The organism is Citrobacter sp. wls829, assembly GCF_005280825.1.
In the GTDB taxonomy this organism is placed as follows: Bacteria; Pseudomonadota; Gammaproteobacteria; order Enterobacterales; family Enterobacteriaceae; genus Citrobacter; species Citrobacter gillenii.
This window is the reverse complement of sequence record NZ_SZWP01000006.1, coordinates 1-23269: the sequence shown is the minus strand read 5'-3', so window position 1 is coordinate 23269 and position 23269 is coordinate 1. Positions and strand designations below refer to the sequence as shown.

General features: G+C 52.7%; 12 protein-coding genes. 11 read left to right on the top strand and 1 reads right to left on the bottom strand.

Annotated elements, in window-relative coordinates:
• Nucleotides 1-10: 10 nt before the first annotated feature.
• The 9 genes from hisS to FDW88_RS00915 all read left to right on the top strand — a co-directional run bounded on the left by hisS (nt 11) and on the right by FDW88_RS00915 (nt 18466).
• Nucleotides 11-1285 carry a histidine--tRNA ligase gene (gene hisS / locus FDW88_RS00955; RefSeq protein ID WP_096756174.1) on the top strand — a complete coding sequence of 425 codons (1275 nt, stop codon included), beginning with the start codon at nt 11-13 and terminating at the stop codon, nt 1283-1285.
• Nucleotides 1286-1298: 13 nt separating this feature from the next.
• Nucleotides 1299-1919, top strand: coding sequence for a YfgM family protein (locus tag FDW88_RS00950; protein WP_137361841.1), 621 nt, complete (start codon nt 1299-1301; stop codon nt 1917-1919).
• 10 nt (nt 1920-1929) lie between these two features.
• Nucleotides 1930-3108 (top strand): outer membrane protein assembly factor BamB, encoded by a 1179-nt coding sequence (gene bamB, locus FDW88_RS00945; RefSeq protein ID WP_096756176.1) that lies wholly within the window; start codon nt 1930-1932, stop codon nt 3106-3108.
• 116 nt (nt 3109-3224) lie between these two features.
• Complete coding sequence (der, locus tag FDW88_RS00940; RefSeq protein WP_115257787.1) at nt 3225-4697, top strand: ribosome biogenesis GTPase Der; 1473 nt, start codon at nt 3225-3227, stop codon at nt 4695-4697.
• A 296-nt stretch (nt 4698-4993) separates the two neighbouring features.
• On the top strand, nt 4994-6538 hold the full coding sequence (locus FDW88_RS00935; RefSeq protein WP_115257788.1) for a peptide MFS transporter: 1545 nt from the start codon (nt 4994-4996) through the stop codon (nt 6536-6538).
• Between the two features lie 177 nt (nt 6539-6715).
• On the top strand, nt 6716-6937 hold the full coding sequence (locus FDW88_RS00930; RefSeq protein ID WP_137361840.1) for a zinc ribbon domain-containing protein: 222 nt from the start codon (nt 6716-6718) through the stop codon (nt 6935-6937).
• 192 nt (nt 6938-7129) lie between these two features.
• Nucleotides 7130-9322 (top strand): intimin-like inverse autotransporter SinH, encoded by a 2193-nt coding sequence (gene sinH / locus FDW88_RS00925; protein WP_137361839.1) that lies wholly within the window; start codon nt 7130-7132, stop codon nt 9320-9322.
• A gap of 56 nt (nt 9323-9378) precedes the next feature.
• Nucleotides 9379-10344, top strand: a complete 966-nt coding sequence (locus FDW88_RS00920; RefSeq protein ID WP_137361838.1) for a SinI family autotransporter-associated protein — start codon at nt 9379-9381, stop codon at nt 10342-10344.
• Nucleotides 10345-10453: 109 nt separating this feature from the next.
• Nucleotides 10454-18466, top strand: a complete 8013-nt coding sequence (locus FDW88_RS00915; RefSeq protein WP_137361837.1) for an adhesion domain-containing protein — start codon at nt 10454-10456, stop codon at nt 18464-18466.
• Nucleotides 18467-18611: 145 nt separating this feature from the next.
• On the opposite strand, the gene xseA is transcribed toward FDW88_RS00915, so the two are convergent.
• Complete coding sequence (gene xseA / locus FDW88_RS00910) at nt 18612-19985, bottom strand: exodeoxyribonuclease VII large subunit (protein WP_137361836.1); 1374 nt, start codon at nt 19983-19985, stop codon at nt 18612-18614.
• Between the two features lie 161 nt (nt 19986-20146).
• Here xseA and guaB point away from each other — a divergent pair, with 161 nt between their 5' ends.
• A complete protein-coding gene (guaB, locus tag FDW88_RS00905) occupies nt 20147-21613 on the top strand; it encodes an IMP dehydrogenase (RefSeq protein WP_117343514.1) in 1467 nt (488 codons plus the stop codon).
• 64 nt (nt 21614-21677) lie between these two features.
• Nucleotides 21678-23255, top strand: coding sequence for a glutamine-hydrolyzing GMP synthase (gene guaA, locus FDW88_RS00900; protein WP_096759358.1), 1578 nt, complete (start codon nt 21678-21680; stop codon nt 23253-23255).
• The last annotated feature ends 14 nt before the right edge of the window (nt 23256-23269 follow it).

The following is a 23269-nucleotide window of genomic DNA, read 5'->3' as shown; positions in this document are numbered from 1 at the left end:
GAGAATAAACGTGGCAAAAAACATTCAAGCCATTCGCGGCATGAACGATTATCTGCCTGGCGAAACCGCCATCTGGCAGCGCATTGAAGGCACTCTTAAAAACGTGCTCGGCAGCTACGGTTACAGTGAAATCCGCTTGCCGATTGTAGAGCAGACCCCGTTATTCAAACGCGCGATCGGTGAAGTGACCGACGTGGTTGAAAAAGAGATGTACACCTTTGAGGACCGTAATGGCGATAGCCTGACTTTGCGTCCTGAAGGAACGGCTGGCTGCGTACGCGCCGGCATCGAACATGGTCTCCTGTACAATCAGGAACAGCGTCTGTGGTATATCGGACCGATGTTCCGCCACGAGCGCCCGCAAAAAGGTCGCTATCGCCAATTCCATCAGCTGGGTGTCGAAGTGTTTGGCCTACAAGGCCCGGACATTGATGCTGAGCTGATTATGCTGACCGCTCGCTGGTGGCGTGCACTGGGTATTTCTCAGCATGTTAGCCTTGAACTGAACTCCATCGGTTCTCTGGAAGCCCGTGCTAACTACCGAGATGCATTGGTGGCGTACCTGGAACAGCATAAAGACAAACTGGACGAAGACTGCAAGCGTCGCATGTATACCAACCCGCTGCGTGTACTCGATTCCAAAAATCCGGAAGTGCAGGCGCTGCTCAACGACGCTCCGGCGCTGGGCGACTACCTGGATGAGGACTCACGCGCGCATTTCGCCGGTCTGTGTACGCTGCTGGAGTCAGCAGGTATTGCTTACACCGTTAACCAACGACTGGTTCGTGGTCTCGACTACTACAACCGTACCGTATTTGAGTGGGTCACCAGCAGCCTGGGCTCGCAGGGTACCGTGTGTGCGGGTGGTCGTTATGACGGTCTGGTCGAGCAACTTGGCGGTCGTGCTACGCCAGCGGTTGGCTTCGCGATGGGGCTGGAACGACTTGTTTTGTTAGTTCAGGCAGTTAATCCGGAATTTATTGCTTCTCCTGTTGTCGATATATACCTGATCGCTTCAGGTACAGATACGCAGTCGGCGGCAATGGCGCTGGCTGAACGTCTGCGCGATGAAGTTCCGGGCGTAAAACTGATGACAAACCACGGTGGCGGCAACTTTAAGAAACAGTTTGCTCGCGCCGATAAGTGGGGCGCTCGCGTTGCACTGGTACTGGGTGAGTCCGAAGTGGCTGACGGTACTGTTGTAGTGAAGGATTTGCGCACTGGTGAGCAAACGGCAGTAGCGCAGGATAGCGTTGCCGCGCATTTGCGCACTTTGACTTGCTAAGGAGAAGGACAGCGTGGAAATTTACGAGAACGAAAACGACCAGGTTGATGCGGTAAAACGCTTCTTTGCCGAAAATGGCAAAGCGCTGGTGGTTGGGGTTATTTTAGGGGTTGGCGCACTGGTTGGCTGGCGTTACTGGACCAGCCATCAGACGGAGTCCACACGCTCTGCTTCTCTGGCGTATCAAAATACAGTGACTGCGGTCAGTGCGGGTAAGCAGGACAGTATTCCTGCCGCAGAGAAATTTGCTGCAGAGAACAAAAATACCTACGGCGCGTTAGCGTCGATGGAACTGGCGCAGCAGTTTGTTGATCAAAACGAACTTGAGAAAGCCGCTACCCAGTTGCAACAAGGACTGGCGGCGACCAGCGATGAGAATCTCAAAGCGGTGATTAATCTGCGTCTTGCGCGTGTGCAAGTTCAGCTTAAACAAGCGGATACCGCGCTGAAAACGCTCGACACCATTAAAGGTGAAGGGTGGGCGGCCATTGTCGCCGCTCTGCGTGGCGAAGCGTTGCTGAGCAAAGGCGATAAACAAGGCGCGCGTAGCGCATGGGAAGCGGGTGTAAAAAGCGAAGCCTCTCCTGCTCTGAGCGAAATGATGCAGATGAAAATCAATAATTTGTCCATCTGAGAGGGACCCGATGCAATTGCGTAAATTACTTCTGCCAGGGCTGCTTTCCGTTACCCTATTAAGCGGCTGTTCACTGTTTGGTGGCGAAGAAGATGTCGTTAAGATGTCCCCATTACCGGTGGTTGAAAACCAGTTTACTCCGTCTACAGCCTGGAGCACGTCTGTAGGTAACGGTATTGGTGATTTCTATTCCAATCTTCATCCTGCGCTGGCAGATAACGTTGTCTATGCGGCGGATCGTACAGGCGTCGTTAAAGCTCTGAACGCGGATGATGGCAAAGAAGTCTGGTCCGTCAATCTGGCGGAAAAAGACGGCTGGTTCTCTAGAGTCTCTGCACAGCTTTCTGGTGGTGTGACGGTTTCCGGTGGTCACGTCTATATCGGCAGCGAAAAAGCCCAGGTTTATGCGCTTAATACCAGCGACGGTACTATTGCCTGGCAGACTCGTGTTGCCGGTGAAGCGCTGTCTCGCCCGGTGGTGAGTGATGGTGTGGTATTGATTCACACCAGCAACGGTCAACTGCAGGCGTTAAACGAAGCTGACGGTGCCGTCAAATGGACCGTCAACCTGGATATGCCATCGCTTTCGTTACGCGGCGAATCAGCCCCGGCTAGCGCTTTTGGTGCGGCGATTGTCGGCGGTGATAACGGTCGCGTGAGCGCCGTGCTGATGCAACAGGGCCAGATGATTTGGCAGCAACGTATTTCTCAGGCGACCGGTCCAACAGAAATCGATCGTCTGAGTGATGTTGACACCACGCCGGTTATCGTTAATGGCGTTGTGTACGCCCTGGCTTATAATGGTAACCTGACGGCGCTGGATCTGCGCAGCGGCCAGGTTATGTGGAAACGTGAACTCGGCTCGGTGAATGATTTCATCGTCGATGGCAACCGTATCTATCTGGTAGATCAGAATGACCGCGTGCTGGCGTTAACCACTGACGGCGGCGTAACGCTGTGGACGCAGAGCGATCTGCTTCACCGTCTGCTGACGTCTCCGGCGCTGTATAATGGCAATCTGGTTGTCGGCGATAGCGAAGGCTATCTGCACTGGATTAACATTGATGATGGCCGCTTTGTGGCCCAGCAGAAAGTCGACAGCTCCGGTTTCCTGACCGAGCCAGTATCGGCTGATGGTAAACTGCTGATCCAGGCGAAAGACGGTACGCTGTATTCCATTACGCGTTAATCGTCCTGCCGCTCGCTTTGAAAAACGGCTCCTGGTGCAGGGGCCGTTTTCCTGTTTTTAACAATGGCGTAAAAATACGTCCGTTGTCTGATGATTTTTTAAATGAGGCTTTAAACATGGTACCTGTGGTCGCGCTTGTCGGGCGCCCTAACGTTGGCAAATCCACGTTATTTAACCGTCTAACTCGCACCCGAGATGCGCTGGTTGCGGATTTCCCGGGTCTGACTCGTGACCGTAAGTACGGTCGTGCTGAGATTGAAGGACGCGAGTTTATCTGTGTTGATACCGGCGGTATTGATGGCACCGAAGACGGGGTCGAAACCCGCATGGCTGCACAGTCGCTGCTAGCCATCGAAGAAGCGGATGTTGTGCTGTTCATGGTTGATGCGCGTGCTGGCCTGATGCCGGCAGATGAAGCCATCGCCAAACATCTGCGTTCGCGCCAAAAACCGACTTTCCTGGTCGCCAACAAAACTGACGGACTCGATCCGGATCAGGCGGTGGTTGATTTTTATTCGCTGGGGTTAGGTGAAATTCACCCGATCGCAGCTTCTCACGGTCGTGGTGTTCTCAGCCTGCTGGAGCACGTTCTGCTGCCGTGGATGGATGACGTAGCGCCGCAGGAAGAAGTGGATGAAGACGCGGAATACTGGGCGAAGCTGGAAGCCGAAGAAAACGGTGAAGAAGAGCCTGAAGACGACTTCAATCCACAGGATCTGCCAATCAAACTGGCGATTGTCGGGCGTCCGAACGTCGGTAAGTCCACACTCACTAACCGTATTCTCGGCGAAGACCGCGTGGTGGTTTACGATATGCCGGGAACCACGCGTGACAGTATTTATATCCCGATGGAACGTGATGGGCGCGAATATGTGCTGATCGACACTGCAGGCGTGCGTAAGCGCGGAAAAATTACCGAAGCGGTAGAAAAATTCTCCGTTATCAAGACGCTGCAGGCGATTGAAGACGCCAACGTGGTGATGCTGGTGATTGATGCCCGCGAAGGTATTTCCGATCAGGATCTGTCGCTACTGGGCTTTATTCTCAATAGTGGGCGCTCACTTGTCATCGTCGTCAACAAGTGGGACGGCCTGACCCAGGAAGTGAAAGAGCAGGTTAAAGAGACGCTGGACTTCCGTCTGGGCTTTATCGATTTTGCCCGCGTGCACTTTATCTCTGCGTTGCACGGCAGTGGTGTGGGTAATCTGTTTGAGTCAGTGCGTGAAGCGTATGACAGCTCAACCCGCCGCGTCAGTACCGCGATGCTGACCCGCATCATGACCATGGCGACAGAAGATCACCAGCCGCCGCTGGTGCGCGGTCGTCGTGTGAAGTTGAAATATGCGCATGCTGGTGGCTATAACCCACCAATTGTGGTGATTCACGGCAACCAGGTTAAAGACCTGCCTGATTCCTACAAACGTTATCTTATGAACTACTTCCGTAAGTCGCTGGAAGTGATGGGTACGCCGATCCGTATTCAGTTCAAAGAAGGGGAAAACCCGTATGCGAATAAGCGTAATACGTTGACGCCAACACAAATGCGCAAGCGTAAGCGTTTGATTCAACATATTAAAAAAAGTAAGTAACCCTTGCTGATTATGAAAACCCGCGCTTGTCGCGGGTTTTTTTCGTCTGTTTATAGTCCTGTGTGTCTGTATAATGTCAATGACTATTCTTTTTTGACCAAGTTTAAATCTAAGAAAGTAGACAATTGTCGAATTTTCATCTTAAAGTGCAGGGGTTGGTACTAGACAAAACTGGCTCCAGACCCTCAAATGGCTAATTAACTTTTCGCTACCTGTAAAAAAATCGACCAGATACATAACTGGCCGGCGTACAGCGTGGTGTTTACTCGCACAACACATATCTTTTCAGGAGAATTATGCAACCGTCTACTCAACCACAAGAAAGCCGAACGTTCTTCGGCCATCCCTATCCGCTAGGCTCGCTATTTTTCACGGAGATGTGGGAGCGTTTTTCGTTTTACGGCATCCGTCCGTTACTGATCTTATTTATGGCGGCCACCGTTTATGACGGTGGAATGGGGCTGGCGCGTGAAAATGCCTCTGCGATTGTCGGTATCTTTGCCGGTACCATGTATCTCGCTGCACTGCCGGGGGGCTGGCTGGCGGATAACTGGCTCGGCCAGCAGAAAGCGGTGTGGTATGGCTCTATTCTGATTGCGCTCGGCCACCTGTCGATTGCGCTCTCTGCCATCATGGGTAACAACCTGTTCTTTATCGGCCTGATGTTCATCGTGCTGGGTTCTGGTCTGTTTAAGACCTGTATTTCGGTCATGGTCGGTACGCTGTATAAAAAAGGCGATGCGCGCCGTGACGGCGGTTTCTCGCTGTTCTATATGGGCATCAACATCGGTTCGTTCATTGCACCGCTGATCTCCGGCTGGTTGATTAAGACGCATGGCTGGCACTGGGGTTTTGGTATTGGCGGTATCGGAATGCTGGTAGCTTTGATTATCTTCCGTATCTTTGCCGTACCGGCGATGAAACGTTACGATAGCGAAGTGGGGCTGGACTCCACCTGGAACAACCCGGTAGCGAAGAAAAACGGTGTCGGTGCGTGGTTACTCGCGCTGGCTGCGGGTGTGGCCGTCGTTGTTACGCTGATTGCGCAGGGTGTGATTGTGATTAACCCGGTTGCGGTAGCCAGCATGCTGGTGTACGTGATTGCGGCATCCGTCGCCTGTTATTTCATCTACTTGTTTGTCTTTGCGGGCCTGAACCGTAAAGAACGCGCGAGACTGCTGGTCTGCTTTATCTTGCTGGTTTCTGCGGCGTTCTTCTGGTCTGCGTTTGAGCAGAAACCGACCTCGTTTAACCTGTTTGCCAACGACTACACTAACCGTATGATCGGGGACTTTGAAATCCCGGCCGTGTGGTTCCAGTCGATTAACGCCCTGTTTATCATTCTGCTGGCGCCGGTATTCAGCTGGGCGTGGCCTAAACTTGCGAGCATGAACATTCGCCCAAGCAGTATCACCAAGTTTGTTATCGGCATTCTTTGTGCGGCGGCGGGCTTTGGCATAATGATGCTTGCAGCGCAGGACGTGCTGACAAATGGCGGCGCGGGTGTTTCTCCATTCTGGCTGGTGGGCAGTATCCTGATGCTGACGCTCGGCGAACTGTGCCTGAGCCCAATTGGTCTGGCGACCATGACGCTGCTGGCGCCAGAAAGAATGCGTGGTCAGATGATGGGGCTGTGGTTCTGTGCAAGCGCGCTGGGTAACCTGGCCGCAGGCCTGATTGGTGGCCACGTGAAGGCTGACCAGTTGGATATGCTGCCAGACCTGTTTGCGCGTTGCTCCATTGCGCTGCTTATCTGCGCCGCGGTCCTGATCGTCCTCATTGTTCCGATCCGCCGTATGCTGGAAAATACACAGACTAAACCGGCAGCTAACGCGAAGTAATCTCTCCATTTCGCCGGGGTGGCGTTATGCCCCGGCAATCCAGCCCATACCACGCCATCCCCTGTTTATCACTACCGCATCTTTGCACCATTTGAGGTGTCCGCATCGGCGTCGGTCTCATTCATTCGGTGAATCGTGTTAAAATCCAGACAGTGAAAATTATCTCAAGGAGTTATCATGTCGGTTACTTGCCCGGATTGTCAGACACGAGTAGAGCCACAAAACGGAGCGGCGCACTGCGAAAACTGTCATAAAGATATTCAGCTCGAAGCGCGTTGTCCGGAGTGTCATCAGCAACTCCAGATATTAAAAGCCTGCGGTGCTGTGGACTACTTTTGTCCGTATGGGCACGGACTTATTTCAAAGAAACGCGTCGAGTTTTTTATTAATAATAATTAAAAGTAAATTTAGAGTTTCTAATTTGCCTACTTATTTTTATGTCTGATATTATCAATAGTAGGCAATATTTAGAATGTTTATATATTCATTCGCGTAATGAATTGATATTTACATTGTAAGCCGGAGTGAATTTCTCGATATAAAACAATATTATATTTTAGTTATTGCGATAAACTCAAGGATGGTTGTCGTATGGCGCAATGGATGCGCATTCTCATACTCGTGTTACTTTATGGTGGCGTTGTTTCAGCCTCAGGCACCAGTGTATCTCCAGTAGCTGAAAAAGTGAGTGAAACCTCATTACCTGATTTAGCCAGTGACTCAGCGCAAAAAAAAGAACAAGAGAATCTCGGAAAATCATATACAGAAAAAAGCGCTGACTATTTTATTAATTCTGCCACGCAAGGGTTTGATAATCTAACACCAGAAGCGCTTGAATCTCAGGCCCGTAGCTATTTTCAGGGGCAAATGACTTCGTCTGCACAATCTGGAATTGAATCATTAATGTCGCCCTATGGCAAAGTGCGTACCAACCTGGCAATTGGTGAAGGGGGGGATCTGGAAGGTAGTTCGCTGGATTATTTTGTTCCCTGGTACGATACCCAAAGCACATTGTTTTTTAGTCAGTTTTCAGCCCAGCGAAAAGAAGATCGTACCATTGGTAACGTGGGGTTCGGCGTGCGTCAGAATGTAGGGGCGTGGTTGCTGGGGAGCAACGTGTTTTATGACTACGATTTTACGCGTGGTCACCGCCGTCTGGGTTTAGGTGGCGAGGCGTGGACCGATTTTCTGCGTTTTTCCGGAAACTATTACCATCCTCTGTCGGACTGGAAAGATTCCGAAGATTTTGAGTTTTACGAAGAACGTCCGGCTCAAGGCTGGGACGTGCGGACAGAGGCGTGGCTACCATTCTATCCGCAGCTTGGCGGCAAACTGATTTATGAGCAGTATTATGGTGATGAGGTCGCGCTGTTCGGGACAGATAACCTGCAAAAAAATCCGCACGCTGTGACCGTTGGAATGAGTTACACACCGGTTCCTTTACTTACGCTGGCGGCAGATTATAAGGCTGGTACGGGAGACAATACTGACTTAAGCGTAACGGCATCAATGACCTACCAGTTTGGTACCCCGCTGGCAGCACAGCTTGATCCCGAAAATGTGAAAACCCAGCACTCGTTGGCTGGAAGCCGCACCGATTTTGTCGATCGTAATAATTTTATCGTTCTGGAATACCGCGAAAAGGATCCGCTGGATGTCACTCTGTGGCTGAAAGCCGATGAAACCAACGAAAACCCAGAATGCGTCATTCAGGACAAACCGGAAGCCGGTATTGGCCTGGAGAAATGTAAATGGACGATCAACGCGCTCATTAACCATCGCTATAAAATTATTACAGCCTCATGGCAGGCGAAAAACAACGCCAACCGCACGCTGGTGATGCCGGTGGTAAAAGCGAACATGCTCACAGAAGGTAACAATAACCGCTGGAATTTGGTGCTACCAGCGTGGATCAATGCCAGCACAGAAGAAGAACGCACGACGTTGAATACCTGGAAAGTCCGCATCACCCTGGAAGATGATAAGGGGAACAAACAGAACTCGGGCATTGCGGAAATTACCGTGCAGCAGGACAGGCGGATTGAGCTGGTTGTCGATAATATCGCTGATGCCGATCGTACCGATCACAGCCACGCTGCCAGTGCACAGGCTGATGGTGCTGATGGCGTGGTGCTGGACGTGCTGTTAACCGATTCGAATGGTGATACCACCGACCGTAATGGCAACGAGCTGGTTGATGACGTAATGACCCCTGAGCTGTACGACAGCAATGATAAAAAAGTCGCGCTGTCGACGACGGCGTGTACTGTAGAAAACCCCTGTGTATTTATCGCTAATCGAGACAAAACGGCGGGTACGGTTACGTTGTCGAGTACGTTGCCGGGAACCTACCGCTGGAAAGCAAATACGGATGTTTATGGCGACAGTAACTATGTTGACGTTACCTTCCTGGGAAGTGACTCCGGTGGTGTCAGCGGTATCATCTATCAAGTAAAAGCCGCACAGCCGGTCAATTTGATGGGCAAAGAACAACAACACCCCACGCTCAATAATACCTACCGCTTCGTGCTTTGGCGTGATGCCAACAGCGATAGCGTATTCCAGATGTCAGAGCAGCTGACGGAAGAAGAAATGGCGCAGTATGACTACCAGTGGGACTTCACTGGGCAGAGCACGCATGGGCATACCGGCGCCGAGTCAAATACCACCAATGAAGATCTAGTTCTTCCTGCAACCAACAAAGAGGCCGCGCAGAAATTTGGCGCGAATGTCCAGGATGGCGTTCAGGGATACGGCATACGGGTTTCGTATAGCCAGAAATAGCACAGCGTAGTGGCTGAGCGGCCAATCGCTGAAACATAAAGAAAAGGAGAGTCTTAATGCAGCAAATCGTAAAACGTCGACTAACTAAGGTCGCTCTGGCACTGGTAGTCGCAGGATATTGTTCCGTTCCGGCTATGGCGGCAAATGGCAATCTTAAGAGTGGACAATGGCAGATTGTTTCCGACAGCACGGGGACGATTCAGGGGACTGTACCGTGGATCACTCGCGCGGCAGATAAAACTACAGATACCGACAAAGATCATGTGACGGTCACTGTCGAACGCGCTAGTCGTACGGTCATCAGCGAAGGTGACAAGCAGTTCCACGTGGGCGATAAGGTGACGCTCAACTGGGCGATTGGCGATACGGAAGGTGACCTTGACGCCAACAATACCGCCACCAAAGCGACAATGGTTTGGGTGCGTTCTAAGAGCCAGGATGGTTCGGATGCGGCAGAGATTAGCGGAACAACCGGGCAGGATAGCTACACCATTCAGGCCGATGATGCCGACTATTATCTCGGTATCAAAATGACACCAACCACTACCACCGGGGATCCCAACGCTGCCACCGTACTGCTGCTCGGTGACCTTTCTACCAACGCGGGCGGCGGTGCGGACGATGATGATATTCCGGAAGGTCCAGTGGTTGATGAAAACGTGAAAGTGGTTGTTTACGAGTCAGGTTCGACGACTAACCTGTTGGGTACGGCGACTACGCTTAAAACCAATACCACCTATAAAGTTCTGCTGTGGAAAGATAAAAACAGTAACGGCACCTACGATACCGGTGAAGACGTTACCAGCGATTACAACTACCGCTGGAAATTTACCGGCAACAGTAAGCAACTGGGCGCGGCGGGCGGTCTTGTCAGCAGTACCTATAACAACACCGATCTGGTGGTTCCGGTTACCAATGCCGAAGCGAAGAGTGCCTTCGACAACGGCGAAAGCAGTGGTGTTACCCTTGGCAACGATGGCGTGCAGGGTTACGGACTGTCTATCGATTATCAACGCAAATAATACTTACCCGACCATCCCTGCAAAGGGATGGTCTTTTCCGCGTCTTTTGCTTAGCTAACGGTTAAGCAAAAGATGTTGAATACAGAGCAAATACAGGTGGATATAGCTTATGGATGGCAGTCTGCGCAGGGAAGGGATTTCCCACTTTTTATTGATCATGCTGTTAATGTTCAGCAGTTTTTCTGCGCCAGTGTCCGGTGCGTTGAAAAGCGGTACCTGGCAAGAAGTGAACACCTCAACCGATGCAATCAACGGTACTGTGCCGCTGGCCGACGGTGTCACGATCCCTGTCTATCAGGGCAGTATTCAGCTCAAGTCAGATGAAACCAACACCATTAATTTTAGTGCTATGCCACGTGACTTCAACACCGACGATACGGCTAGCGCGCTGCAGCTCGTTAATCCTCTGGATACCGAAGGCGATATTTTTGCGGTACCGCCCGTTCGTTGGGAAGAGAAAACGCCGAACGTTGCCCTAACCTGGGCCGATGCTGCGACTCCGGATGAGCCGCTCAATCCGCAGCCTGTCGCCAATCAAACATTCTGTGCGCAGAATATGGCCGGGAAAAACTATGTAATCTGGCCGAAAATTGAGAACGATGATTCATCCACGCCGGCTGTTTTATATCTGCAAACGATCACGGGTACCCCCTTCAGCAATGCCACCACCCTGCTAGAGCAGAAGATTCCGGTAACGATTACCGCCGCGGCTGGCGATCCAGTGAAGGTAACGGCGGATAATTACAACGAAACGCTGAAAGCTGCAAAGGTGAATGTGGGCGGGAGCATCACGCTGACGGTCACCACGCATGACTGTCAGGGTAATGCTGTAGGTAATACGGCATTTGTAATCACCCGTGGCGATGCACTGAACCGCCAGAATACCGTGAATAATACTGCACCCGTGCATGTTGGCGACACCGAACTGACCACCACGACAACGGAATATCACGGCACCACTGATGCTAATGGTAACGCCAGCGTTGTAATCACGCAGGCGAATGGCCCTGGCGTCAAAACTCTGCTGACGGTTTCTCCGGCCAATGCCTCCACGTTGAAAGCTAGCGTTGATGTGATTTTCACCACACTAACCAGCCCGGATAGCACCAATGCCAATATGTGGGGGCATATGGCGGAAACCTCCAGCGCGGATGTGGAAGGTGAAACCTATACCTTCACTCGACCGAAGCTCGCGGCAGAAGCAGAAGGTACAAGCGGGACCGTGAGTGCAAATAACGAGACCTGGGCGCTATTTAACTGGAGTGGTGCCGATGAACACTGTGACATTTTACCCGATGCGCGTCAGTTAATGGGGTTGAAAATTGCTCGCGGCGATCTGGCGAACCAGTTGGGTTGGCCGGTGGCGGGTACCAATGAGTATTGGTCATCGTCGGCAGGGACGCTGGCGACGAATCACTTAGGTGTCAATATGTTCAGCCGTCGTGTTGTTGAAGAACCCGATACGACAACATCGGTGGTGAGCTGTGTCGATAAAGCCTCGCCGGACGTGACGCCTGCGTTGACGTTGACGCTGGATAATATGGATAGCAGTCTGAATGCTGCAAAGGTGCCGGTGGGGGACTCTATCAGTATGAGGATCACCATTACCGATAAAGAGACCGGTTCAGCACTGCCTTATCGCTATTTTGATCTTTTTGTCGGTGATGAGCAGAACCGTAAGGGGCAAACCAATACCGAGGCTCAGGCTGAAGGGGCTAAATACGGTTGGGATGACAATCCTGTGCTGGTGGGCATTGAAGGGTCCGGTACGCCGAATCATTACCATGGTATTACCGACGCCAACGGCCAGCTGTCACTGGAGTTAACGCAGAACAACGGTGCAGGCGTTCTGACACCGCTGCGTGTGGTACTGGCGGATGGCACCGAATCCACGGCTAACGTCATCTTTACTGTAGTAACGAGTCCGGATGTTACGCAGGCACGCATGTGGGGTCATATGCAGGGCGTTGTTGAGGCGGGTAATATCTACAAACGACCACTGCTAGCGGGTGAGGCAACGGCAAATACCAGTTCAACCGTTGAGAATCATGAGGACTGGGCGACTTTTAATTCCGTCACTGCGGCGACCGCGCAGTGTGGTGTAGGGCAAGTGCCGGGGCAGGTGATTCTGGATGCGCTCTATTCGGCCCACTCTGGCAACGCCATGCTGACCAATTATGGTTGGCCAACTGCCAGCCATAGCTATATTTCCGCCGATACCGACGGTACTCAGACTGCGCACGTCAATCTCGCGAACGGAACCGATGCGATGTTTAGCGGTACAGAACCCAACTATCTCAGCTGCTCTGGCAACGAACTGGTTACACAGCTAGACGTGTCGATGAATGGTGATGCCAATCTACGTCAGGCGGTGGCGAAGGTAGGTGAGCAGATAACCATGACGGTGCACTCGGTCAATGCGCTGAATGGGCTGGTTGTCCCTAATGCGGCGTTTGCCGTCACGATGGCACACGGTAAAAGCCGTAGCGGACTGACTGCAGGTTATATCGATGCAACTGATGGTACGTTGGTGATGGGCGGCGAGTCTTTTGGCTCATCTCAGGCTTCTATGACGTATCAGGGAATGACTGATGACAGCGGTAACGCGACGCTTATCATCGAGCAACCGCAGGGAGTTGGGTTACTGACTCAACTGAGCATTGTCCCCGTCAATTCGCTTATCACAACGCCGATAGCACGCAGTGTGAAGTTTACGGTATCGACTAGCCCGGACACGGCAAATGCGGAAATGTGGGGCCACATGGCGGATACGGTGACCGCAGATGGCCTGACATTTGAGCGGCCTAAGCTGGCAACAGAGGTCACTGCAACGCGAACTCAGGAGGAAGATAACGAAACGTGGGTGCGCATCACGCATACCGATGCGGCGGGCAGTACCGGGGCTGGTGGATGTGCGGCAAACCGCTTGCCTCGCGCCGATCAACTCAGTGCGCTATATAACGCCAACAGCAGTGGAGCTATGCACAATGTCCAAGGCTGGCCGGTGGCTCAATCATACTGGTCGGCGACGTTTGCCAGTGAGACCACGTGGAAAATGATGTCGCTAGCCAGTGGCGCAGAAAGTACCGGCGGTAACGCCTCTGTCTATACCAGCTGTCTTGCCAGTGATAACCCCGTTGCCTCCACTATTACCATTGAGGCGGTAACCCCTGCGCAGTGGAGCGATGTTGTGCAGGCGGCGAAGGTGAAAAAGGGCGATACGCTGGCGCTTAAGGTGACGGTAAAAGATGCCAGCGGTAATCCGTTGCCCGGTGTACCTTTTGTACTGAGCCGCGGCGATGGTTATACGCGCCAGGGTAGCAAACATATTGCCGGTAGCGGTGATGGTATTGTGTCACCCGTGGTGATTGATGGTGAATCACTGAATGATACGGTGACAAAAATTGGCGGCATTACCGGCAATGATGGTAGCAAAACGATTAGCGTTACCCGTCCGGATACCCATGGCACCAAAGTCGCGATAACCGCCACGCTGTATGACAACGCCAGTGTGAGCGACAATCTGGACACCATCTTCACCGTGGTATCCAGCCCGGATAGCGATAAAGCCGCTATGTGGGGGCATATGCCGGAAACCGTCACGGCGGCGAACGGTGCAGTATTTAAGCGTCCACTGTTGTTGGCTGAAATTGCCAGCGGCGTTACCGCAGGTAGCGTAAATGAAAATAATGAAGCCTGGGGAACCGTAGATTTCCACTCGATTTCTACTGCTTGTGGTGCGGCTTATGTTCCGACACTGGCAGACCTGCAGTCGCTGTATTCGGGGTGGCCGAGTGGAGGAATGAATACACAGCAGGGCTGGCCGCTGGATGGAAAAAACTACCAAAACAGCACCGCCGATCTCAGCCGCGCAACGGAGAATCGCTATGTTAAATCGCTCAACCTGCGCGATAACGGCATCACGTCGCAATTGTGGAGCGAAAAGCTCTATTTCTCCTGTTTGCAGAATGCGCGTTCTACGGCAACGCATCTGACGTTGACCTCAACGCTCTATAAAGAGAGCGACGGCTTCGCCAAAGCGAAAGTAGGTGAAACCATCCCGATTGTTATTACCACCCTCGACGACAGCGGTAATCCGGTGGGCAATACGCCGGTTATCTTTACACACGGTGACAGCGTGGGGCGCAGTAATCAGGACGTTAACGCGAGTGAAGCCGCAGCTATTCAGATTAACCAGGGCACTGGCATTGATAGCGGCGTTGAGTACTACACGGCCACTGGCGGCGACGGTACAGTGACGCTGAGTATTAACCAAGACGGTGGCGCGGGATTCAGTACGCCATTACAGGCATCGATTGAGAATATCACCAACACCAGTCAGTCTTTATCAACGATTTTTACCGTAGTGACCAGCCCGGATACGGCAAAAGCCAACTATTGGGGGCATATGGCCGAAACGGTGACTGACAGTACAGGGTTGGTGTATAAACGCCCACTGTTGTCGAGCGAGTTTAGCGCTACACCGGGTAAAACGGTGACTATCGTCAATGGCAGTTATGATAAAGGCGAAACGTGGGGAATGCTCACCGCCAGTGAGGCTTGGAAAGGTACTAACGGTTGCGGACGTAGCAATTTGCCAATAACGGCGAATTTGCAGACGCTGTACACCCGCTATCCTGACGGAGCAATGCGTACCATCAACGGTTGGCCGATGAGCAATAACGGCGCCGTCAGCGATAGTCAGTACTGGTGGTCTGGTGATTCTGTGTTGTCTGAGGACGCTAGCCAGTTACAGTATGCGGCAGTCAATCTATTGAGTGCTGCGGATATTAAATCCACAACCAGTACATCAACCTATTACATGCAAACCTGTCTTGCCTCACCGCGCCAGCTTGCCAGCAAGCTAACGCTGACGCTTGCCAGTGAAGATGAAACTACAGGCATCGCGAAAGCGAAAAAAGGCGAGAAGATTGCCGCGACTGTTATGGTTACCGATACAACCGGACTACCGGTGAGCAATGCGTTGGTGAAGATTACCCGTAGTGATGCCAAAACCCGTGCGAACGTGATTTATAGCACTAACAACGCAGACGATATCACACTGAGTGATATCTCTTCAGGCCAGGTCAGCACACTGCTGGATACTAAAGAAAAATACCTTTACGTACAGACAGATGCCCAAGGACTCATGACGTTTAACATTACGCAGGATAGCACTACTGGTCTGCAAACAACCATTAGTGCGACGCTGGCGGATGATAGTAAGGTAACGGACAGTAAAAATGCCATTTTCACGGTAATTACTAGCCCGGATACCAGCATCGCGAAATACTGGGGTCATATGCCAGAGACGTTTACCAACAGTAAAAATGTTGAATTTAAACGTCCGCTGCTGCGAGCAGAGCTCTCGTCGACAAGCAACACGACAGCATACTCGCTGACCGGGGACGGAGAAGTCTGGTACTCAACAACGAACATGGCGTATTTAGTACAGTGCGATCAGATGAGCACCGCCTCAGCGAGCGATCTGGCGACGCTGCAAAGCGACCACCCGAACGGTGAGCTGATGACGCAGTTTGGCTTGCCGGTAAACAGCACGTCGCTTGTGTGGATTGCTGGCAATGTAGTCACTAATGCTGCCCATACCGGCGTGATGACACAACGTATTAATTTGTACTCGGGCGAGAATACGCAAGCGAGCTCTCAGGCAGCTTTGCAGTTGTGTCGCGTGGAGCCAAGAACGCTAAATATTGCGATGACCTCCAGTTTGTTATGGGATGCTAATAAAGCGGGCTACGTGGTGAAAAAAGGTGAGAAAATCCCTCTGACAATTGGCATCACCGATAATGCTGGGCAGCCTCAGGTGGGTATGAGTATTAAATTTTACCGTGGGCTTTCAAATTTTAGAAATGCACCGGGTTCCTCCACAAACGATACGCTTACGGAATCCTACACACTTTTAGAACCGGTTTCGCCAGCGTCGGATGCTGTGACGCAAAAATACAATTTGTCACCGACATACTGGTACGGCACGACTGACAGTAACGGTAAAGTTCAGCTCAATGTGAGCCAGGATAGTACGACGGGGTTGAAAACCGAATTCTATGCAGTGATTGTGGACAACAATGTCTCGACCGAGGGCGTTGGCGGTATCTTTACCGTCTTGACCAGCCCGGACGTCGATACGGCTTTCCGCTGGGGCCATATGCCGGAGACGGTTGAAGGGCCGGACGGCGTCACCTATACGCGTCCAAAATTACAGTCAGAAGTCCCATCAGGCGTAGGTTTCTATAATAAAAACAATGAATATTGGGCGCATCCAACGGCTGTTCAAGCTCAAACGGCAGGGGCAACGGGCTGTGATCCTACCTACCAACCGCTGCTGAGCGATTTGCAGGCGCTGTATAATAAATACCCGAACACTGAACTGGAAACTACCTATGGCTGGCCACTGTCGTCGGGCAGAAACTGGTGGGCAGTAGACTTATCCAGTACAGGCCAATATCAAAGCCTTAATTTAAGCACGGGTACGAGTAATGCTACGACGTCGTCGACCACGATGCAGATGCAGGCCTGCCGAACGACGCCTCATGCGCCGCAGCCGGCAACGATTGAACTGACATCCAGTGTTTTCGATGAAGCGAATCAGTACGCGAAGGTTAAAAAAGGCGAAACCGTCCCGCTGACCGTCACGGTGAAAGATGTGAATGGCAGTCCTGCCGCGAATGCCGCCTTTACCCTTTCACGGGGTGATGGTGTATCGCGCAGTGGCCTGGTGAAGACCTCTGACAGTAAAGGGGCGACGGACGATCTTGCACTGGAGGAACTAACGCCAACACCTGCGACCACGGTGCTGGGCACTAAGGCCAGCACCTATAGCGGCGTGACGGGGGCAGACGGTACGGCAACATTTAGTTTGAGCCAGGATGATGCTATGGGGCTTAAGACCACCATTACGGCGAAATTAGGGACTTATCCAACGCCAACGTCCGCCCTGGAGACGATATTTACTGTCGTGACCAGCCCGGATACCGATAAAGCCGCGTACTGGGGCCATATGCCGGAAACCGCGACCAACAGCGCGGGGGTGAGCTTCAAAAGACCGTTGCTCGCCGCAGAGATGTCGTCGTACAGCAAAACGTATACTTATAACAACGAAATCTGGCCGATGGTGACAGCCGGGAACACAGATAAAGCCGGTGCCACAGGCTGTGATAAAGCTTATCAGCCGCTCAAGAGTGATATGGAAAAGCTGTTTATGGATAACCTCAGCGTGTCCGGCGGAATTGGTGCTCGCTACGGCTGGCCTAGCGGTTCAAACGAACCCTGGTGGGCGGGTGATAAAGAGGCAAGCACGGGAAACTACCAGTTCATGATGTTGAGCACGGGTGGCGGCGGATCAACCAGTTCGGCAAGCGCGACCGCCGGTCAGGTTTGTCTGGTCGATCCTCGTGAAATGGAGTCCGCCATAACGCTGACTTCCACCGCGATGGATACGGCGAAATCGGCGGCAGTAGCTGAGAAGGGTGACACCATTCCATTGACCGTTACGGTCAAAGACGGTAGCGGCAACCCGGTCGCCAATGCCAGCTTTACCCTCTCTCGTGGAGATTCGACAAACCGCGCTGGCGTGGTGATAACTGACGGTGATGTTGAAGCGGATATGGGCGCGGATGATTTAATCCTGCACGCGGTCACGCCAGCCAGTTCGACCAGCGATATGACTACAGCCGCCAGCATGTTTACCGGAACCACGGGGGCAGATGGTACAGCGACGTTTACCCTGGCACAAAATAAGAGCCTCGGTTTGAAAACGACGCTGACGGCTGCATTGATGAGTAACACGCAGGTTAGCATTACGCTGGATAATATTTTTACGGTGCCCACAAGCCCAGACACTGACAAAGCGAACTACTGGGGGCATATGAAGGACACTGTAAAGGCTAATGGTGTGACCTTGCTCCGACCGCGATTGTTGGCGGAATTGCCGTCCGGGATAACGCCGCCGCTGCATGTGACGATGAATAAAGAAGACTGGGCAATGGCGCGTGTAAATGATGCGAATACCTGGGATCTGGCTGCCCAATGTGGCAGTTTGCTGAAAGCGCCTTCCTCAAGTGATTTAACGGCGTTGTATCGCATATTCAGCACTACAGGATAGCCGACAACAGCCAGTTACTCGTATCTGTCAAACACCAAAGGCAGTAAATATTATTGTGCAGTCAATGAGTCAAGTGGTGATGATAACTGCAATATCGATCCGGCTAAAACGAACGGATTTGCGGCCTGTGTACAGTAGCCTTCCGCTACTGTACTTTACGCGAACGCGTTTTTTTCTGCGGGGTCACGGTGGTGACCTCGCTCTCCACCCAGCCGTCTTCCAGCCGTGTGGTAATGAGATCGCCGGCTTTCACCTGCTTGACCTTTTTCAACACGCCGCCGCCGGTGGCGGTAGAAACGCTATAGCCGCGTGCCAATGTTGCCAGCGGGCTGACGGCTTCCAGATGGGTAACGGTATTCCCGAAACGTTCTCGTTGCTCGCTAAGCCGTGCACGAATATTTTCCGCCAGCCGATATTCCAGTTGCTGAATGCGCGTTTGTGCACGATGAATACGTGGCTGCGGGTTTTGCTGGTTCAGACGATGCAGTATGCGCTGCTGGCGCTGGTTGGCCTGTTTGATTTGGTTTTCCAGCGCAAAGCTCATCCGCTGACGCAGTCGTTCCAGTGTGGTTTGCTGACGCGCCAGACGTAGCTGAGGGTGTTGCTGTTGCAGACGGTGGAAGGTCTGCGTGAAGCGACGACTGCGGTTGGCGAGGTAGTAGTCCATCGCCATGCCCAGACGCTGCTGAACGGACTGAATCTGGCGTAATAATTCCTGCTGATTGCGGCTAACAATCTCTGCTGCCGCAGACGGCGTAGGGGCCCGCAGGTCACTGACAAAATCAGCGATGGTGACATCGGTTTCATGACCGACGGCGCTGACCACCGGAATGCGGCTGGCGAAAATAGCCCGCGCCACGCGTTCGTCGTTAAAGCTCCATAAATCTTCCAGCGAACCGCCGCCACGGCCAACGATCAGGACATCACACTCGTTACGGGCGTTCGCCAGTTCGATGGCGCGAACGATTTGCCCCGGTGCATCGTCGCCCTGTACCGCTGTCGGGTAGATAATCACCGGCAGGGAAGGATCACGACGTTTGAGTACGTGGAGAATATCGTGCAGCGCCGCCCCGGTTTTCGAAGTGATCACCCCGACACAATGAGCTGGCGTTGGGAGTGATTGTTTGAACTGCTGATCGAACAATCCTTCGGCCTGCAGTTTGGCTTTGAGCTGTTCATACTTCTGCTGCAATAAACCTTCACCCGCTGGCTGCATGCTTTCGACGATGATTTGATAATCACCGCGCGGTTCGTACAGCGTAATATTGGCACGTACCAGCACTTGTTGTCCGTGCTGCGGACGGAACGTGACGCGGCGGTTGCTGTTGCGAAACATCGCGCAGCGTACCTGGGCGGTATCGTCTTTTAAGGTGAAGTACCAATGACCGGAAGAGGGCTGGGTAAAGTTAGAAATCTCGCCGCTGATCCACACTTGCCCCATCTCTTGCTCGAGCAGCAGGCGCACCGTCTGGTTAAGGCGACTTACGGTAAAAATTGAAGAGGTTTGAGAGGATAACATGTGAGCGGGATCAAATTCTAAATCAGCAGGTTATTCAATCGATAGTAACCCGCCTACCGGGGATCGCAAGGTTTTTTTGCAAAAAAGTGTGGATGCAATCGGTTACGCTCTGTATAATGCCACGGCAATATTTATTAACCAATCTGGTCGAGATATTGCCCATGCTACGTATTGCCAAAGAAGCCCTGACGTTTGACGACGTCCTCCTCGTTCCCGCTCATTCTACCGTTCTGCCGAATACTGCTGACCTCAGCACGCAGTTGACGAAAACGATTCGTCTGAACATTCCTATGCTCTCCGCAGCCATGGATACCGTGACTGAAGCGCGCCTTGCCATTGCTCTGGCACAGGAAGGTGGCATCGGTTTTATCCACAAAAACATGTCTATTGAACGTCAGGCGGAAGAAGTTCGCCGCGTGAAGAAACACGAATCTGGCGTGGTTACTGACCCACAGACCGTGCTGCCGACTACCACCCTGCGTGAAGTAAAAGAACTGACCGAGCGTAACGGTTTTGCGGGCTACCCGGTAGTGACAGAAGATAACGAGCTGGTGGGTATCATCACCGGTCGTGACGTGCGTTTTGTGACCGACCTCAGCCAGCCGGTTAGCGTATACATGACGCCGAAAGAGCGTCTGGTGACCGTACGTGAAGGCGAAGCGCGTGAAGTTGTGCTGGCAAAAATGCACGAAAAACGCGTTGAGAAAGCGCTGGTCGTTGATGACGGCTTCCATCTGCGCGGCATGATCACCGTAAAAGACTTCCAGAAAGCTGAGCGTAAACCTAACGCTTGTAAAGACGAGCATGGTCGTCTGCGCGTTGGTGCTGCAGTCGGTGCGGGTGCAGGTAACGAAGATCGTGTTGATGCACTGGTTGCTGCAGGCGTTGACGTGCTGCTGATTGACTCTTCTCACGGCCACTCTGAAGGTGTTTTACAGCGTATCCGTGAAACCCGTGCGAAATACCCGGATCTGCAAATCATCGGCGGTAACGTTGCAACGGGCGCTGGTGCTCGTGCGCTGGCTGAAGCCGGTTGCAGTGCGGTGAAAGTGGGTATCGGCCCTGGTTCCATCTGTACGACCCGTATCGTTACCGGTGTGGGTGTTCCACAGATCACTGCCGTTTCTGACGCGGTTGAAGCGCTGGAAGGTACGGGTATTCCGGTTATCGCTGACGGCGGTATTCGTTTCTCTGGCGATATCGCGAAAGCGATCGCGGCAGGTGCGGCGGCGGTAATGGTGGGCTCTATGCTGGCCGGTACCGAAGAATCTCCGGGTGAAATTGAACTGTACCAGGGGCGTTCTTATAAATCCTACCGTGGTATGGGTTCTCTGGGCGCGATGTCCAAAGGCTCTTCTGACCGTTATTTCCAGAGCGATAACGCCGCTGACAAACTGGTACCGGAAGGTATCGAAGGCCGCGTGGCCTATAAAGGCCGCCTGAAAGAGATTATCCACCAGCAGATGGGGGGCCTGCGCTCCTGTATGGGTCTGACCGGCTGTGGTACTATCGACGCGCTGCGAACGAAAGCAGAGTTTGTACGCATCAGCGGTGCGGGTATTCAGGAAAGTCACGTTCACGACGTGACCATTACCAAAGAGTCCCCTAACTACCGTATGGGCTCCTGATCAGTTTCCGCGCCCGGCTTCTATGCCGGGCGAATTTGTTTCACTTGCCTCGGAATTAGCGTCAATGACAGACAATATTCATAAACATCGCATTCTCATCCTCGATTTCGGATCGCAGTACACGCAACTGGTGGCACGTCGCGTACGTGAGCTGGGCGTCTACTGTGAGCTGTGGGCATGGGATGTTACGGAAGCACAAATTCGCGAATTCAACCCAAGCGGTATTATTCTTTCCGGTGGCCCGGAAAGCACCACCGAAGCGAACAGCCCGCGTGCACCAGAGTACGTCTTCAATGCAGGCGTACCAGTATTCGGCGTCTGCTATGGTATGCAGACCATGGCGATGCAGCTGGGTGGCCATGTTGAAGGGTCTCACGAGCGTGAATTCGGCTACGCACAGGTTGAAGTTCAGACCGACAGCGCACTGATCCGTGGCATCGAAGATTCACTGACCGCAGATGGCAAACCGTTGCTGGATGTGTGGATGAGCCATGGCGACAAAGTTACCGCTATCCCGGAAGGCTTTGTCACCGTTGCCAGCACCGAAAGCTGCCCGTTTGCCATTATGGCGCACGAAGAAAAACGTTTCTACGGCGTGCAGTTCCACCCGGAAGTAACCCACACCCGTCAGGGCCTGCGTATGCTGGAGCGCTTTGTGCGTGACATCTGCCAGTGTGAAGCGCTGTGGACACCGGCAAAAATAATCGATGACGCCGTTGCCCGTATTCGCGAGCAGGTTGGTGACGATAAAGTGATCCTCGGCCTGTCCGGCGGCGTTGACTCTTCCGTAACTGCCATGCTGCTGCACCGTGCTATCGGTAAAAATCTGACCTGCGTCTTTGTTGATAACGGGCTACTGCGCCTAAACGAAGCAGAGCAGGTTATGGATATGTTCGGCGACCACTTCGGTCTGAACATCATTCACGTTAAAGGCGAACAGCGTTTCCTCGACGCGCTGAAAGGGGAGAACGATCCAGAAGCGAAACGTAAAATTATCGGTCGCGTGTTCGTTGAAGTGTTCGACGAAGAAGCGTTGAAACTGCAGGACGTGAAGTGGCTGGCGCAAGGCACCATCTACCCAGACGTGATTGAATCTGCCGCGTCTGCAACCGGTAAAGCACACGTCATCAAATCTCACCACAACGTCGGCGGCCTGCCGAAAGAGATGAAGATGGGTCTGGTTGAACCGCTGCGTGAGCTGTTCAAAGACGAAGTGCGTAAAATTGGTCTGGAGCTGGGCCTGCCGTACGACATGCTGTACCGTCACCCGTTCCCGGGTCCAGGTTTAGGCGTGCGCGTGCTGGGCGAAGTGAAGAAAGAGTACTGCGACCTGCTGCGTCGTGCGGACGCTATCTTCATTGAAGAGCTGCACAAAGCTGACCTGTACAATAAAGTGAGCCAGGCGTTCACCGTGTTCCTGCCGGTCCGTTCCGTTGGTGTGATGGGCGATGGACGTAAGTACGACTGGGTCGTTTCCTTGCGTGCTGTTGAAACTATCGACTTTATGACCGCCCACTGGGCGCACCTGCCATATGACTTCCTGGGCCGCGTGTCCAACCGCATCATCAACGAAGTGAACGGTATTTCCCGCGTGGTGTATGACATCAGCGGTAAGCCACCAGCGACGATTGAGTGGGAATGATGTATAGCTAGTTC